Origin of the sequence: Cupriavidus necator N-1, from assembly GCF_000219215.1 — a bacterium.
Classification (GTDB): domain Bacteria; phylum Pseudomonadota; class Gammaproteobacteria; order Burkholderiales; family Burkholderiaceae; genus Cupriavidus; species Cupriavidus necator.
Window position 1 is genome coordinate 2491854 of the sequence record NC_015726.1, and the last position, 15134, is coordinate 2506987.

General features: G+C 65.8%; 11 protein-coding genes, 1 tRNA gene and 1 pseudogene. 8 read left to right on the forward strand and 5 right to left on the reverse strand.

Features of this window, described 5'->3' with window-relative positions:
- Positions 1-6 precede the first annotated feature (6 nt).
- The 4 genes from CNE_RS11715 to acs all read right to left on the reverse strand — a co-directional run bounded on the left by CNE_RS11715 (position 7) and on the right by acs (position 5176).
- A complete protein-coding gene (locus CNE_RS11715; protein ID WP_041228425.1) occupies positions 7-498 on the reverse strand; it encodes a GNAT family N-acetyltransferase in 492 nt (163 codons plus the stop codon).
- A gap of 367 nt (positions 499-865) precedes the next feature.
- Positions 866-956 (reverse strand) — tRNA-Ser (locus tag CNE_RS11720).
- Between the two features lie 85 nt (positions 957-1041).
- A complete protein-coding gene (locus CNE_RS11725) occupies positions 1042-3093 on the reverse strand; it encodes a VC_2705 family sodium/solute symporter (RefSeq protein WP_013957335.1) in 2052 nt (683 codons plus the stop codon).
- A 100-nt stretch (positions 3094-3193) separates the two neighbouring features.
- A complete protein-coding gene (gene acs, locus CNE_RS11730) occupies positions 3194-5176 on the reverse strand; it encodes an acetate--CoA ligase (RefSeq protein ID WP_013957336.1) in 1983 nt (660 codons plus the stop codon).
- A 284-nt stretch (positions 5177-5460) separates the two neighbouring features.
- On the opposite strand from acs, the gene CNE_RS11735 reads away from it, so the two are divergent.
- The 4 genes from CNE_RS11735 (at position 5461) to murI (ending at position 9708) form a co-directional block, all read left to right on the forward strand.
- Complete coding sequence (locus CNE_RS11735) at positions 5461-6420, forward strand: DMT family transporter (protein WP_013957337.1); 960 nt, start codon at positions 5461-5463, stop codon at positions 6418-6420.
- 112 nt (positions 6421-6532) lie between these two features.
- Positions 6533-7078: a TIGR00645 family protein gene (locus CNE_RS11740; protein WP_013957338.1), complete on the forward strand. Its 546-nt coding sequence runs from the start codon at positions 6533-6535 to the stop codon at positions 7076-7078.
- A 201-nt stretch (positions 7079-7279) separates the two neighbouring features.
- Positions 7280-8803, forward strand: a complete 1524-nt coding sequence (locus CNE_RS11745; RefSeq protein ID WP_013957339.1) for a fumarate hydratase — start codon at positions 7280-7282, stop codon at positions 8801-8803.
- A gap of 95 nt (positions 8804-8898) precedes the next feature.
- Positions 8899-9708 carry a glutamate racemase gene (gene murI, locus CNE_RS11750; protein ID WP_041228010.1) on the forward strand — a complete coding sequence of 270 codons (810 nt, stop codon included), beginning with the start codon at positions 8899-8901 and terminating at the stop codon, positions 9706-9708.
- A gap of 73 nt (positions 9709-9781) precedes the next feature.
- On the opposite strand, the gene CNE_RS11755 is transcribed toward murI, so the two are convergent.
- A complete protein-coding gene (locus CNE_RS11755) occupies positions 9782-12082 on the reverse strand; it encodes an AAA family ATPase (RefSeq protein ID WP_013957341.1) in 2301 nt (766 codons plus the stop codon).
- 486 nt (positions 12083-12568) lie between these two features.
- Here CNE_RS11755 and CNE_RS11760 point away from each other — a divergent pair, with 486 nt between their 5' ends.
- The 4 genes and pseudogenes from CNE_RS11760 (at position 12569) to CNE_RS11775 (ending at position 15025) form a co-directional block, all read left to right on the forward strand.
- Positions 12569-13228 (forward strand): energy transducer TonB, encoded by a 660-nt coding sequence (locus tag CNE_RS11760; protein WP_013957342.1) that lies wholly within the window; start codon positions 12569-12571, stop codon positions 13226-13228.
- Between the two features lie 62 nt (positions 13229-13290).
- Positions 13291-14019: a MotA/TolQ/ExbB proton channel family protein gene (locus tag CNE_RS11765; protein ID WP_013957343.1), complete on the forward strand. Its 729-nt coding sequence runs from the start codon at positions 13291-13293 to the stop codon at positions 14017-14019.
- A 21-nt stretch (positions 14020-14040) separates the two neighbouring features.
- Complete coding sequence (locus CNE_RS11770; RefSeq protein ID WP_013957344.1) at positions 14041-14454, forward strand: ExbD/TolR family protein; 414 nt, start codon at positions 14041-14043, stop codon at positions 14452-14454.
- Between the two features lie 240 nt (positions 14455-14694).
- Positions 14695-15025 (forward strand): annotated as a pseudogene (locus tag CNE_RS11775) (hemin uptake protein HemP).
- Positions 15026-15134 lie beyond the last annotated feature (109 nt).

Consider the following 15134-nt stretch of genomic DNA (forward strand, 5'->3'; position numbering starts at 1 on the left):
GCAGGCTCAGGCTGGCGGCAGCGCTTTCGACAACAGCACAGTCGTAAAGCCGCTATCCCAGCTCTCGTCGGGATAGAAATCGATCTCGGCATAACCATGGCGCCGGTAGAACGCGCGGCTTTGCACGTTGAACGTGTCCGTCTCCAGCCTCGCCTCGCGATGCCCGGCGCGGGCAATCTCGCCTTCGGCGTGGGCCAGCAACGCCCCGCCCAGCCCCATGCGTTGCCATGTCCGCCCGACATGCAGGGCCCAGATAAAGTTGTTTTCCCAGTCCACCATGGCCGCGGGCACGCCATCCACGCAGGCTACGCGGAATGCCTGCAGGCGCGCTTCGACGTAGCTTCGGGTCTTGCCTTGCCGTTCAAAGGCGGCTGCCGCAGCGGCTGTCAGTTGCGGCTTCCAGGTGCCGAGGTAGGTGTCGGTCAGGATGTCTTCCACCGCTTGCGCGTCTGCGGGCAAGGCGGGGCGGATTTCGAGTTGGAAGGTGAGTTTGGTCATGGCCGAGAGGATACCGGGCACCGGATACATGGCGGAAGCCCTCTCACGGACACAGAACTTTGGCGGACAGAACAACTGGATCGGCACGCCCAGCCAATCCGGCGCGCCGGGATGGAAGCCATGACTTCGTGGCGGTGACGGGCATGGCCATGTCGCCCTGCGGCAACACCTCTATTTAGAGGGATGCGCGATACAAGGTCCTATACGACCATCCTCACGGGCGATCCCGCGACTCGCCCACTACTACTTCAGCCCTCGCCTACCCTGGCCGAGGGCTTTTCTTTGAGCTCGTCAGGCATTACGAAGCCACCGGAGACTGGAAACAAAAAAGCCGCCCAGACGGGCGGCTTCGCTTTGCACAGTGTTCTGGCGGAGAGAGGGGGATTCGAACCCCCGATAGGCTATTAACCTATACACGCTTTCCAGGCGTGCGACTTAAACCACTCATCCATCTCTCCGGGAAGTCCGAGATTATAGCAGAGTTGCCCGGCGAATCCAGTGCTTCGTCGCCGTATCTCGCCTTACTTGACAACCCCATCCGCCCTATCCCTTGCGCAGGTAACTCACCAGCCGGTCGATCACCGGCGCATTGCGTGGCGTCAGCAGGCTGACGATGATGGCCACGGCGAAGCCGGCCGGCACGCCGAAGGCGCCGGAGGCGATCGGGTCGACGCCGAACCAGCGGTTGCCGAAGATGCCGGTCATGCGGGTGAAGAACGGGTAGTTGACGATGATGTAGTAGACCGCCATGCCCAGCCCGGCGGCCATGCCGGCGACGGCGCCGGCGGCGGTGGTGCGGCGCCAGAAGATGCCGAGGACCAGTACCGGGAAGAAACTGGAGGCAGCCAGCGAGAACGCGGCGCCGACCAGGAACAGGATATTGCCCGGGCGCAGCGATGTGACGTAAGAGGCAAAAAGCGCCACGCCCAGCAACACGATCTTGGCGGTGGTGACGCGGCGCTGGTGGCTCGCCTGGCGGTCGACCATGTGATAGAAGACGTCGTGCGAGAGCGCATTGGCGATGGTCAGCAGCAGGCCGTCGGCAGTGGACAGCGCCGCGGCCAGGGCGCCGGCGGCGATCAGGCCGGAGATCACGTATGGCAGGCCGGCGATTTCCGGGGCGGCCAGCACGATCATGTCGGGCTGGAGCAGGATCTCGGCCCATTGCACGATGCCGTCGCCGTTGACATCGCGGATGCCGAACACTGGTGGATCGACCTTGCGCCATTGCACCACCCACTGCGGCAATTCGGCGTAGGAGGTGCCCACCAGGTGCTGGAAGAACTCGTATTTCACCAGCGCAGCCAGCGTGGGCGCGGACACGTACAGCAAGGCGATGAAGAACACGGCCCAGGCCACGGAGTTGCGCGTTTCCTTGACCGACGGCGTGGTGTAGAGCCGCGTCAGGATGTGCGGCAGGCTGGCGGTGCCGACCATCAGGCAGAACACCAGCAAGACAAAATTCAGCCGCTTGGTCTTGCGTTCCTGCTCCGATGCCGCGGGATAGGGCTCGGTCGATGACAGCGAATGGCGGCTGCGGGCCAGTGCGTCGGCCCGCTGCTGGTTCCATTGTTGCTGTGCCGCAGCGGGGTCGCGCGGGAATTCCAGCCGTTCGCGCTCCAGCGACTTGATCTCGCGCAGCGGGGCATTGCGCGTGCGCAGGTCCTGCAGGCGCGCGTCGAGCGCGTCGCGCTCCTGGGCAAAGGAATCGGGCAGTCGGGCGATGCGCTCCTGCAGCAGGATGGCCTGCTGCCGGTAGTACTCGCGCACGGCCTGCTCGGCCGGCTCGCGCTCCAGCTGCTGCTCGCGCGCGTCGAGTTGCGACAGCAGCGTGCCGTAGCTGAGCTGCGGCAGCGCTTCGTGGTGATGCTTCCAGGCGATCATCGATACCGTGACCAGGAAGGCCACGATCATCATGATGTACTGCGCCACCTGCGTCCATGTGACCGCGCGCATGCCGCCAAGGAACGAGCACACCAGGATGCCGGCCAGCCCGAAGAAGATGCCGACGGCAAACTCCACGCCGATAAAGCGGGTCACCACCAGCCCCACGCCCTGGATCTGCGCCACCAGGTAGACGAAGGAGCAGAGCGAAGCCGCCAGCACCGCGATCGCGCGCACTGGCAGGTTGCCGCCCGGCTTGCCGTTGCCGTAGCGCGCTGCGAGGAAATCCGGAATGGTGTAGCCGCCGTACTTGCGCAGGTACGGCGCCAGCAGGAAGGCCACCAGGCAGTAGCCGCCGGTCCAGCCCATCACATAGGCCAGCCCTTCGTAGCCCGAGGCAAACAGGATGCCGGCCAGGCCGATGAAGGACGCCGCGCTCATCCAGTCGGCGGCAATCGCCATGCCGTTGAACAGCGCCGGCACGCGCCGCGAGGCTACGTAATACTCGTTCAGGTCAGAGGTGCGGCAGATCAGCCCGATGCAGGCATAGATCGCGATGGTGATGAAGAGGAAGACGTAGCCGAGCCACAGCGCATCGGCATTCGAGCGTTCCAGCAGCCCCATCATGCCGACGAAGCCGAACAACCCCAGCGTGAACAGGCCGTAGTACAGCAGCAACCGTCGGCGAAAGCGCGACTGGGCTTCAGGCATAGGGGACGGTCCGTGGTCGGTGGGGGGCTATCGTAACAAACCCGCCGGCGCGGGAACGCGGCGGCGGGTTCAAGGGCTCGATCGGGCCGAAGCTAGACGATCACTGCGCCTGCTTGAGCTGCTCCAGGATGGCCGGATTCTCCAGCGTCGAGGTGTCCTGCGTGATCTCCTCTCCCTTGGCCAGCGACCGCAGCAGGCGCCGCATGATCTTGCCCGAGCGCGTCTTGGGCAGGTTGTCGCCGAAGCGGATGTCCTTGGGCTTGGCGATCGGACCGATCTCCTTGCCGACCCAGTTGCGCAACTCGGTGGCGATCTTGACGGCCTCTTCGCCAGTCGGACGCGAACGCTTGAGCACGACGAAGGCGCAGATGGCCTCGCCGGTCATGTCGTCGGGGCGGCCCACCACGGCCGCTTCGGCCACCAGCGGGTTGGACACCAGTGCCGACTCGATCTCCATCGTGCCCATGCGGTGGCCCGACACGTTCAGCACGTCGTCGATGCGGCCCATGATGGTGAAGTAGCCGGTGTCCTTGTCGCGGATCGAGCCATCGCCGGCCAGGTAGAGCTTGCCGCCGAGCTCTTCGGGGAAGTAGCTCTTCCTGAAGCGCTCCGGATCGCCCCAGATGGTGCGGATCATGGCCGGCCACGGGCGCTTGACCACCAGGATGCCGCCGTTGCCGTTGGGCACGTCATGGCCGGTCTCGTCGACGATGGCGGCCATGATGCCCGGCAGCGGCAGCGTGCACGAGCCCGGCACCAGCGGCGTCGCGCCCGGCAGCGGCGTGATCATGTGGCCGCCGGTCTCGGTCTGCCAGAAGGTGTCGACGATCGGGCAGCGCTCGTTGCCGATGTTCTTGTAGTACCACATCCACGCTTCCGGATTGATCGGCTCGCCCACGGTGCCCAGCAGGCGCAGGCTGGACAGGTCATATTGCTTCGGGTGGATCTTGTCGTCGGCCTCGGCGGCCTTGATCAGCGAGCGGATCGCGGTCGGCGCGGTGTAGAAGATGCTGACCTTGTGGCGCGCGATCATGTCCCAGAAGCGGCCGGCGTTCGGGTAGGTCGGCACGCCCTCGAACACCACCTGGGTTGCGCCGGCGGCGAGCGGGCCGTAGGCGATATAGGTGTGGCCGGTGACCCAGCCGATGTCGGCGGTACACCAGAACAGGTCGTCGGGCTTGATGTCGAAGCTCCACTTCATCGTCATCAGCGCCCACAGCAGGTAACCGCCGGTGCTGTGCTGCACGCCCTTGGGCTTGCCGGTGGAGCCGGACGTGTAGAGCACGAACAGCGGGTGTTCAGCGCTGACCGGCTCGGCCTCGCAGATATCCGGCTGGCCGGCGCTGACGTCTTCCATCCAGCGGTCGCGGCCTTCGGTCCAGGCAACCTTGCCGCCGGTGCGGCGGTAGACGATCACGTTCCTGACGGCCTCGCAGCCGCCCAGCGCCAGCGCATCGTCGGCAATCGCCTTCAGCGGCAGGGCCTTGCCGCCGCGCATCTGCTCGTCGGCGGTAATCAGCGCCACCGCGCCCACGTCCACCAGCCGCTCCTGCAGCGACTTGGCCGAGAAGCCGCCGAACACGACCGAGTGCGTGGCGCCCAGGCGCGCACAGGCCTGCATCGCGACCACGCCTTCGACCGACATCGGCATGTAGATCACCACGCGGTCGCCCTTCTTGATGCCGAGCGCCTTCAGGCCGTTGGCAAAGCGGCACACCTTGCCGTGCAGCTCGCGGTAGGTGACGCGGGTCACGGTGCCGTCGTCGGCCTCGAACACGATCGCGACCTTGTCCGCATTGCCGTTCTGCAGGTTGCGGTCCAGGCAGTTGTAAGAGGCGTTGAGCTCGCCGTCTTCGAACCACTTGTAGAACGGTGCGTTGCTTTCGTCCAGCACCTTGGTGAAGGGCTTGTTCCAGTGCAGCAACTCGCGCGCATGGCGCGCCCAGAAGCCTTCATAGTCGCGCTCGGCTTCGTCGCACAGGGCGCGGTAGGCCTCCATGCTGGGGATCGCGGCCTGGCTGGCGAAGCCTTCAGGCGGGTTGAACACGCGATGCTCTTGCATCACCGATTCGATGGCGGACATAGGCTTGTCTCCTGATTTTGGAATGGCTTTGGCTGCCAAGTTACGCCCGACGGCTTACTTAAACCTGACGGTGGGCCCAGGGGTGTGCCTGCAACTTGTTGCAATGCAGCGGGAAAAGTCCCCGCACGCGTTGCGAAAGTGCAGCCTTCTCCATTAGGCTAGCACAGCTATAATGCCGCGAGTTCCATACCTGAATGCGGCGCTTACCCTTGCCGCTCCCGCCGGCTCAGCATCTGCCGCGCCAAAGCGCCGCGGCGCCCTGCCGGACGACCAAGGCCGTACCCGTGCCCGCCAATCCTTCAGCATTCTCCCCGGTCTACGCCCTCTTCCTGATCGCCTCGATGGCGCTGGTCGGCAGCAATGTCGGACTCGGCAAATCGATCATCGCGCATGTGCCGGTGCTGCTGTTCGCGCTGCTGCGCTTTATCATCGCCATCGTCTGCCTGGCGCCGTGGTACCGGCCCGCGCGCATGCGCCTGGTCTCGCGCAGGGAATGGCTGAACCTGTTCCTGCAGGCGTTCTTCGGCACCTTCCTGTTTACGCTGCTAATGCTCAATGGCGTGCGGCTGACCAGCGCCATGGCTGCCGGCGTGATCACCAGCACCATTCCCGCCACGGTGGCGATCCTGTCGTGGCTGCTGCTGCGCGAGCGGCTGTCGCGGCGCACGGTGGCGTCGGTGCTGCTGGCGATGACCGGCATCGCGGTGCTGAACATCGCCCGGGGCGATGCGCACGGTGCCGGCAGCGGCAGCCAGGCATGGCTGGGCAACCTGATGATCCTGGGCGCGGTGGTATGCGAGTCGATCTACGTAATCCTGTCGCGCCGGCTCACGCAGACCCTGGCCGCGATCGAGATCTGCGCCTACACGCACCTGATCGGCGGGCTGCTGATGCTGCCGCTGGGGCTGGTCCCGCTGCTGAGCTTCGATGCCGCCACGGTGCCGGCGCAGACCTGGCTGATGCTGCTGTGGTATGCGCTCTCAGCCAGCGTGTTCTCGTTCTGGCTGTGGATGAAGGGCATCCGCCATGTGCCGGCGCAACTGGCGGGGGTGTTCACCTCGGTGCTGCCGGTGGCGGCTGCCACCTACGGCATCGTCTTCCTGGGCGAGCAGCCGGGCTGGCCCCATGGGGTGGCGCTGGCGTGTGTGCTGGCCGGGATCGTGCTGGCCAGCTGGCCGGGGCGGATCGCGCGCGGCGCGTGGCGCGGCAAGGCGGCCGGCGCCGATCCTGGCGCCGCGGGTTGAGCCACGCCGGCGACGAACGGTAACGGTATTCGGTTACGGTCGGTAACGCCGCCCGGTCATCGGCGCTTGGTACAATCCACGCCGATTTTCAACTCGCCGACACCGCCCGCCAATGGCCTCCAATCCCATCACCGCCAAGCCGCAGACCCTGCGGCCGATCCCGAGCATCATCTTCGCGTCGCGCTGGCTGCAGTTGCCGCTTTACCTGGGCCTGATCGTTGCCCAGGGCGTCTATGTCTACCACTTCCTGGTTGAAGTCTGGCACCTGCTGGCGCATGTGACCGAGTTCGACGAGAGCAAGATCATGCTGGTGGTGCTGGGCCTGATCGACGTGGTGATGATTTCCAACCTGCTGATCATGGTGATCGTGGGCGGCTATGAGACCTTCGTCTCGCGGCTGGGCATCGACAACCACCCGGACGAGCCGGAATGGCTGGACCACGTCAACGCCGGCGTGCTCAAGGTCAAGCTGTCGATGGCGCTGATCGGGATTTCGTCGATCCACCTGCTCAAGACCTTCATCGATGCCGAGCAGCGCACGACGCATACCATCATGTGGCAGGTGGCCATCCATATTGCCTTCCTGCTGTCGGCGGTCGCCATGGCCTGGGTGGATCGGATGGTGACGCATCCGGTCGGCGCACATGATAAGCATTAATCACATTAATGCGCCATCGGACACCTAGTCCCAGCCAGACCGCGGCCATGTGCCGCGGTTTTTGCTTTTGGGCCCGCCCCCACGCAACTAGTGGCGCTTGCCGCACATTATCGGCTGTGGACGGATGTATGCAGCCGGGCAGACCGCCGCGGCTCAGTGTATGATTTGCGGCTGTGTTTCACCGCTGCCCACCCCCACAAAATGACTGTCATCAAGCAAGAAGACCTCATCCAGAGCGTCGCCGACTCCCTGCAGTACATCAGCTACTACCACCCGATGGACTACATCACCAGCCTGGGCCGCGCCTATGAGCTGGAGCAGAGCCCGGCGGCCAAGGACGCGATCGCGCAGATCCTGACCAACAGCCGCATGTGCGCCGAGGGCAAGCGCCCGATCTGCCAGGACACCGGCATCGTCACGATCTTCGTCAAGGTGGGGATGGGCGTGCGCTGGGACGGCGCCACCATGGGCCTGACCGACATGATCAACGAGGGTGTGCGCCGCGGCTACACGCACCCCGACAACGTGCTGCGCGCGTCGATCGTCAGCCCGCCCGAAGGCGGCCGCAAGAACACCAAGGACAACACCCCGGCGGTGATCCACTACGAAGTGGTGCCGGGCAACACCGTCGACATCCAGGTCGCGGCCAAGGGCGGCGGCTCGGAGAACAAGTCCAAGTTCGTGATGCTGAACCCCTCGGACTCGATCGTCGACTGGGTGCTGAAGACCGTGCCGACCATGGGCGCCGGCTGGTGCCCGCCGGGCATGCTGGGCATCGGCATCGGCGGCACCGCCGAGAAGGCCATGGTGATGGCCAAGGAATCGCTGATGGAGTCCATCGACATCCAGGACATCATCGCCCGCGGCCCGAAGGACTGGGTCGAGGAACTGCGCGTCGAGCTGTACGAGAAGGTCAACGCGCTCGGCATCGGCGCGCAGGGCCTGGGCGGCCTGGCCACCGTGCTGGACGTCAAGATCATGGCCTGCCCGACGCACGCCGCGTCCAAGCCGGTCGCGATGATCCCCAACTGCGCCGCCACCCGCCACGTGCACTTCACGCTGGACGGCAGCGGCCCGGCCAAGCTGGAAGCGCCTGACCTGTCGCAATGGCCGAAGGTCGAGTGGGCACCGAACACCGAGACCTCCAAGCGCGTCGACCTGAACACGCTGACGCCGGAAGAAGTCGCCTCGTGGAAGCCGGGCCAGACCCTGCTGCTCAACGGCAAGATGCTGACCGGCCGCGACGCCGCGCACAAGCGCATCGCCGACATGCTGGCCAAGGGCGAGAAGCTGCCGGTGGACTTCAAGAACCGCGTGATCTACTACGTCGGCCCGGTCGATCCGGTGCGCGACGAGGCCGTTGGCCCGGCCGGCCCCACCACCGCCACGCGCATGGACAAGTTCACCGAGATGATGCTGGCCGAAACCGGCCTGATCTCGATGATCGGCAAGGCCGAGCGCGGCCCGGTGGCGATCGAGGCCATCAAGAAGCACAAGTCGGCCTACCTGATGGCCGTGGGCGGCGCCGCCTACCTGGTGGCCAAGGCGATCAAGGAGGCCAAGGTGGTCGGCTTCGAAGACCTCGGCATGGAAGCGATCTACGAGTTCGACGTCAAGGACATGCCGGTGACGGTTGCGGTGGACAGCGAAGGCACCTCGGTGCACAAGACTGGCCCGGCCGAATGGCAAGCCAAGATCGGCAAGATCCCGGTCGCCGCGCTGTAAGCAAGGCAACGCGGTAGAATCTGCCGTCGCGCTCGAAGAAAGCCGGGTTCCGACCCGGCTTTTTTCTGCCCAATTTTCTGTTGCCCTCCCCTCCCGTGAACCCCGCACCCATCGGCGTCTTCGATTCCGGCCTCGGCGGCCTGTCCGTGCTGCGCGAGATCCGCGCGCTGCTGCCCCATGAATCGCTGCTGTACCTGGCGGATTCAAAATACGCGCCCTATGGCGAGAAGCCCGAGGCCTTTGTCGAGGCGCGCACGCTGCAGGCCTGCGAATGGCTGCTCGGCCAGGGTTGCAAGGCGCTGGTGATCGCCTGCAATACCGCCACCATGCATGCGGTGCAGGCGCTGCGCGAGCGGCTGACGGTGCCGATCATCGGCGTCGAGCCGGGCCTGAAGCCCGCCGCCGCGGCCAGCCGCAGCAAGGTCGTAGGCGTGCTGGCCACCGCCAATACGCTCAAGAGCGCCAAGTTCGCACGGCTGCTGGCATCGCTGGAAGGCGAAAGCCGCTTCCTGTGCGAGGCGGGCCTGGGACTGGTGTCGCTGATCGAGCAAGGCGAGACCGACGGCCCGGCCGTGCGCCAGCGCCTGGACGCCTACCTGACGCCCATGCTGGAGGCCGGCGCCGACACGCTGGTGCTGGGCTGCACCCACTACCCTTTTCTCTCCGGCACGATCCGGGCGATGGTTGGCGACCAGCTGGCACTGGTCGACACCGGCAGCGCCATTGCGCGCCAGCTGGCGCGCAAGCTGGCCGAACACAAGCTCGCCGCCGCGCCAGATGGCGCCCCTCACGACCGCTTTGCCTCCACCAAGGACGCCGCGCACCTGCGTGCGATGGCAGCCACGCTGCTGCAGGTGGAAGCGGATGCGGAAACGGTGGTGATCGAGCCGGCGCCGGCGCTCTGACCGGCGCCCTTAGAACCCGATTCATAATGAAGAAGGGGCGCATGCGTCCCCTTCTTCATTATGAAATGGGTTCTTACTGCAGGAAGCCCAGTGGCCGGTGCTCCCGCACCTCGGGCTTGATCGCGTGTTCCTGGCGCAGCTGTGCCAGGAACTCATCCGGCGTCAGCGCCTCGCCCAACAGCACGCACTGGCGCTTGACCGTGGCGAAGTCGCCCGGCGTCAGGCAATCCATCATATCCAGCTCACGGCGCATGCTGTCGGTCAGGCCGGCGGCGTCGCCGTCAAGCGCCTCGTCGACAAACATCGCCACGCGCTGCGCGGGCTTGAGCGCCAGGAAGCGGATCTTGAACGAGAAGCGGCGCAGCGCGGCCTCGTCGATGCGATCGAACAGGTTGGTGGTGCAGATAAAGATGCCGTTGAAGCGCTCCATGCCCTGCAGCATCTCGTTGACCTCGGAGATCTCATAGTTGCGCACCGCCTGCTGGCGGCTCTGCATGAAGCTGTCGGCCTCGTCCAGCAGCAGCACCGCCCCATCCTCTTCGGCGCGCGCAAACATGGCGGCGATCTGCTGCTCGGTCTCGCCCACATATTTGCTCATCAGGTCGGAGGCGCGGCGGATCATCAGCGGCAGGTCCAGCTCGGCCGCGATATGCTCGGCCAGCGCGGTCTTGCCGGTGCCGGGCGGGCCGTAGAAGCACAGCGTGCCGCGCTGGCGCACGCGCAGCGCGTCGACGATCTTGACCACCTCGTAGCGGGTTTCCAGGTGCAGGTTTTCCAGCCGGTAGTGCGTGACCACCGGCCGCGCCTCGGCCTCGGGGCGCAGCCCCATGGCGCGGTCGGCGTGTTCCAGCTGGCGCAGGATCAGCGCTTCCACCGGCTCTTCCACGTCGGGCCGCGCCAGCTCGACGAAGCGCGCGGCCGACTGCACCTGTGCCGGCGTCAGCGTCTTGCGCCCGGCCAGCCCGGTGATAAAGGCGTCGCTGACATCCAGCCCGCCCAGGTGCTTGCGGATGATGTTCTCGCGCACCAGTGGCGGCGGAATCTTCAACTCCAGGTGGAACTGGAAGCGGCGCAGGTAAGCGGGGTCGATCTGGCGGATCGAATTGGAGATCCAGATCACCGGCACCGGGTTCTGCTCGAGCGTCTGGTTGACCCAGGCCTTGCCGTTCACCGAGGCGCGCGTGTCTTCCTGGCCGAACAGGCTCATCAGTTCGCGCGCGCTGCCGGGGAAGACGTCTTCCACCTCATCGAACAGCAGCGCGGTATGGGCACGCCCGCGCAGGAAGGCCTGCGACACCTGCAGCGAGCGGTAGCGGTCCTTGCCCGACAGGCTGTTGCCGTCGCGGTCCAGGCAATCGACTTCGTACAGCTCGCAGCCCGCCTCGCGCGCGAGCAGCCGCGCAAACTCAGTCTTGCCGGTACCGGGCGGGCCATAGATCAGCACGTTGACGCCGCTGGCGTGCTGGCGCGTGGCATTGCTCAGCAGCGCGCACAGGTAGCGCGCGTCGGTCTCGACATGGGGATAGTCGGCAGTGGTCAGCGTGGGCGGCGCGGCCGGGCGGGTGAAGACCGCCATCATCTCGGCCTCATTGGCGTAATTGCCCAGCAGCACGTGCAGCAGCCGATCGGACAGCCGCATCAGGTCGCCCAGGTCGGTCACGCTGTTTTCCGGCAGCGGCTGCTCGATCAGGTTCAGCGTCTCCAGCCGCGAGCCGGGCCGCAGCGAGGCGGCCACGTCGGCCGCGCCGGCGCCGGTCAGCCCGGCCAGGATCTGGAACGCTTCCTGGCTGTGCGCCACCTTGCAGTCGACCATCACCGCGCGCAGGTCGCGCTTGTACTTGGCCAGCGCCGCGTACAGCAGCAGCTTGCGCTCGTGCTCGGGCAGGTCCAGCACACGGCTGAGCATGTCGATATTGCGCACCAGCAGCACGCGCTCGCCTTCCAGCCGCTGGGCGATGGCCGCGGCCGACGCGTCGAACACGGCGAACATGTCCTTGGCGTGGTGCTTGACGTACTCGTCCAGGTAATAGAACAGCGCGCTTTCATCGAACGCGCTGTTCCACTGGCCGTGGCGGTCCAGGAATTCCTCAGGGGTCAGGCGGGCGGTGCCCTTCCAGGCGGGCATGTCGGCGCAGCGCGCGGCCAGGAAGCGCTGCACGCGCAGCACCACGCCGTACGGCCAAACCATCTCCTGCGCGCTGACGGTCAGGACATCGTTGATATTGCTGCGCAGGTTGAAGCGCGGGCCCAGTGCGCAGACCACGCGCAGGGCAAACTGGGCGCACATCCAGTCCAATGCTGAGCTGGACGATGTGCCAGGCATGGAGCGCAGAATCGTCGATCGGTCATCTTCAGCAAAACGTGTGAAGTCCATGGACGGGTCCCCGAGCGCGCTGTGCGCGATGGCGGGGCCGCGACCGGCGCACCGCCACGTCTGCAGTTTCTTCCTATGCTAGCGCGCTTTGGTGCCAACCGCGCATCCCCGTGCGCAACGGGCGCCGGCGATTGTGGCCTGGGGCACCGAAGCGCAGCCAAGTGCCAGAGCGCGCCAGCGCGCGTGCACCACTGCATCACCTCCCGAAATGCTGCCTGGACTTGCCGGTATAACGTGCCGGGGCAGAAAATTCCAGTTGCGACGCACAAATCACAACAAATAAGAATCATTATCGTTTATACTGGCCAGCTGACACGCTGCCCCAGAGTGGCGCTCCCACGGCAACCCAGTTGAAGGAGCGTTTATCATGGAATTGCTGCTTAGCCTGCTGGTCGGTTGCGGCATCTCGCTGATCCTGTTTTATCGCAAGTGACGGCGCACAGCGCCGCTGCGGTGCCACCGCTGGCAGACTTTTGTTGTTGACACATGTTCGACCAACGCTTCCTCAAGATTACGCTCGCCGTACTGCTGTTCCACGTCGGCCTGCTCTACCTGATCCAAAGCGGCCTGGGCCGCAAGCTGACCGAGGCGGTGATCTCGCCGGAAATCGTCGCGCGCATCATCCCGCTGGAGCCTCCCAAGCAGGAAGCCCCGCCGGAGCCGCCCAAACCCAAGCCCAAGCAGGAAACCCCGCCCAAGCAGGTGAGGGTGACCACGCCCAAGCCCACCCCGCCGCAGCCCAAGCCAACCCCGCAGCCGGTAGCCAGCCTGCCGCCGACGCCGAACGCGCCCGAGGCCCCGCCCGCGCCGCCGGCACCCCCGGCACCGGCCGCTGAGCCCGCCCCGGCACCGGTATCTGCCGCGCCGCGCGCAGTCGGCATCGGCGAAATCCAGTGCACGCCGCCGCAACCGAAGTATCCTTCCCAGTCACGCCGCATGGGCGAGACCGGCAAGGCCGTGGTGCGCCTGACCACCGACGAAAGCGGCAAGGTCGTGAAGACTTCCGTCGTATCCTCGAGCGGTTCGTCGCGCCTGGACCAGGCCGCCGTGGAAGCCGTGCAGTCCATGCGCTGCAAGCCTTACCTGGACAACGGCCGCGCCGTCGCCGTCACGGCGCAGCAGCCGATCGGCTTCGAACTGAACTGACCGCCCCAGATTTCCGATCTCTGATCTGACTTAAACCAAGCGAACTCACCAGGAACCAACACATGCAGGACCTCGGACTCTCCCACCTCTGGACGCAAGGCGACTTCGTCATGCGTGCGACCGCGATCATTCTGCTGATCATGTCGCTCGCCTCATGGATCGTGATCCTTACCAAGGCGTGGGATCTGGTGCGCCTGAAGAAGATGGCGCACGGCGCGGAAAAGCGCTTCTGGCACTCGGACGATTTCGACCACGCGCTCGAAACCCTGGGCGCCAGCGATGCCAACCCGTTCCGCACGCTGGCCATCGCCGGCAAGGAAGCCGCCCAGCACCATCGCGCCAGCCAGCCGCAGCTGCACGACGTGATGGACATCTCCGACTGGCTGACCCGCTCGCTCAAGAGCTCCATCGATGATTCGGTGGCGCACATGCAGTCGGGTCTGGCAGTGCTGGCCTCGGTGGGCTCGACCGCACCGTTCGTCGGCCTGTTCGGCACCGTGTGGGGCATCTACCACGCGCTGATCGGCATCGGCGCCTCGGGCGTGCCGACCATCGACAAGGTTGCCGGCCCCGTGGGCGAGGCGCTGATCATGACCGCCTTTGGCCTGGCCGTGGCGATTCCCGCCGTGCTGGGCTATAACGCCCTTACCCGCGGCAACAAGTCGGTGATCTCGAAGCTCAACCGCTTTGCCCACGACCTGCACGCCTACTTCGTCACCGGCGCGCGCGTGCGCCCCACCGGCGCCCGCACCGAAGACGGCACCGTGCGCCTGGCCGCGGCACAGCGCTAAACCGCTAGCAAGGAAGTCATCATGGCATTCGGTACTCTCGACAGCGACGACGACGAGGTGATGAGCGAGATCAACATGACGCCACTGGTCGACGTCATGCTGGTGCTGCTGATTATCTTCATCATCACCATCCCCGTGATCAACCACGCGGTGAAGATCGACCTGCCGCGCGCCACCAACACCCCGAACGACCCGAAGCCGCAGAGCATCAACGTCTCGATCGACGCCAGTGGCAAGGTCTTCTGGAACCAGGTGGAAGTGGACCAGGCCACGCTGGAAAGCAATATCGCGCTGGCCGCGCAGCAGCAGCCGCAGCCTGAGCTGCACCTGCGCGCGGACCGCGAGGTGCGCTACGAGCGCGTGGCCGAGGTCATGGCCGCCGCGCAGCACGGCGGCCTGGGCAAGATCGGCTTTATCACCGAACCCAAGCAGTAGGCGGGCGCCACCAGGCGCTCCGGAACGGCAAAGGGCACCTCAGGGTGCCCTTTGCCGTTGATGCCGCCGATTCATGCGACCAGCCTGCGCTGCGTCGTCGCCGCGGCCCCTTCCCCGCCGCTCATGGTCGTTCCGCGAATCTTAGTCGGAAGCTATTGTAATGATAACGATTCTTATTTAATATCTTTCCATCGACTGCGCCATGACCGGCGCGCCCTTTTTGCAGAACGGAGCCAGAAGATGAGCACACTTTCCCTGCCGCTGTCGCAACCGCGTGGAAGTCACCCGCCGCCGGCTGTCGCTGCGCCGCGTCGAGGTCGCCGCGCAACCGCGCCGCGAGGCCAGCGCGAAGGCAGCACCGTCGACCATCGCATCCGTGAAGTCCGCGGTAGCGGCCCTGCCCGCCCGGCTGGAGGCACTGGTGCGCGACAGCCTGTCGCCGGCACCTGCCGGCGAGCCGGTGGCCCTGGACGCCATCATGCACGGCGCCAGCACCCTGCCGATCCTGCACAACGGCGAGGTCTACACGCTGCGCGTCACGCGCTACGGCAAGCTGATCCTGACGAAATGACGCGGCCCTGGGGCGCGATACCGCAAGGTTGAAGCCAGAGGGAAGCGATCGAGACCCGCGTTGGGCGCGGGTGCCACGTACGTGGCAGTAAAAACTCTTGTGGGGACCA